This window comes from Bradyrhizobium altum, from assembly GCF_020889705.1.
GTDB lineage: Bacteria > Pseudomonadota > Alphaproteobacteria > Rhizobiales > Xanthobacteraceae > Bradyrhizobium > Bradyrhizobium altum.
In genome coordinates, this window is the sequence record NZ_JACMYP010000551.1 from 1 (window position 1) to 1,260 (window position 1,260).

Annotated in this window: 1 protein-coding gene; it reads left to right on the forward strand. The window is 62.5% G+C overall.

Annotation, left to right across the window (positions count from 1 at the left end; all coding sequences use genetic code 11):
• The first annotated feature begins 163 nt into the window (after positions 1 to 163).
• Entirely contained in the window at positions 164 to 1,258 is a 1,095-nt protein-coding gene (locus tag H8B02_RS47305) for an ABC transporter ATP-binding protein (protein ID WP_229172515.1), read from the forward strand.
• Positions 1,259 to 1,260: the final 2 nt, after the last annotated feature.

Here is a 1,260-nt window from a genome sequence, read left to right on the forward strand (position 1 = left end):
AACAATGCGCCATTTGATCAATCGCACGCGCCTCATGCGGGCCGATCCCAGCGATCTTGACCGCGCACGCAAGAGGCTGCAATCCGTGAAGAAAGAGCATGGTGGTCTGATGGTCGGCGACGCCGCAATCGCGGGAGGAGCGTCAGGGCCGGAGAGAGGAGCGATGTCAGGCAAGAACAATGCCTTTGTGAAGTTTTCCGACGTACAGAAGACTTACGACGGCGAAACGCTGGTCGTTAAGAATCTGAACCTGGACATTGCCCGGGGTGAGTTCTTGACCATGCTGGGGCCTTCCGGCTCCGGCAAGACGACGACCCTTATGATGCTCGCGGGCTTCGAGGTGCCCACCCACGGCTCGATCCTTCTGGAGGGGCGCTCGATCGACAACATGCCCCCGCACAAGCGCGACATCGGCATGGTGTTCCAGAGCTACGCGCTTTTTCCGCATATGACCGTGGAGGAGAACCTCGCCTTCCCGCTCAAGGTGCGCAAGCTTGCCAAGGCCGAGATCGAGGCCAGGATCAAGCGGGCGCTCGACATGGTCCGGCTCGGTGCTTATGGCAAGCGCCGGCCCGGCCAGCTTTCCGGTGGGCAGCAGCAGCGCGTCGCGCTTGCCCGCGCCCTCGTCTTCGATCCGAAGCTCGTGCTGATGGACGAGCCGCTCGGCGCGCTGGACAAGCAGTTGCGCGAGCAGATGCAGCTCGAGATCAAGCATATCCATGAGGATCTCGGCGTCACCATGGTTTATGTGACGCATGACCAGGGCGAGGCGCTGACCATGTCGGACCGCATAGCGGTGTTCAACGACGGAGTGATCCAGCAGCTCGCCGCGCCCGCCGAGCTGTACGAGCGGCCGCAGAGCGCCTTCGTTGCCCAGTTCATCGGCGAGAACAATCAACTGCACGGCAAGGTCGTGGCGATGAATGGCACGACCTGCAACGTGGAGATTGCGGGCGCGGGCAATGTGCAGGCGCTGGCGATCAATGTCGAGGCGGTCGGCCGGCCGACCGTGCTGTCGCTGCGGCCGGAACGCGTACAGTTAAACCCGGTGCCAGGCTCGCTGCCCAATGTCTTCAGCGCGCGGGTTACAGAGCTGATCTATCTCGGTGATCATGTGCGCGCTCGGGTCTCGCTGTACAGCCATGATGATTTCGTGGTCAAGCTGCCGAACTCGGAAGGCCTGGTGCAGCTCGAGCCGGGCACAGCGATTACCATCGGCTGGAAGACGGAGGATTGTCGGGCGCTCAACGCGTCGTGACG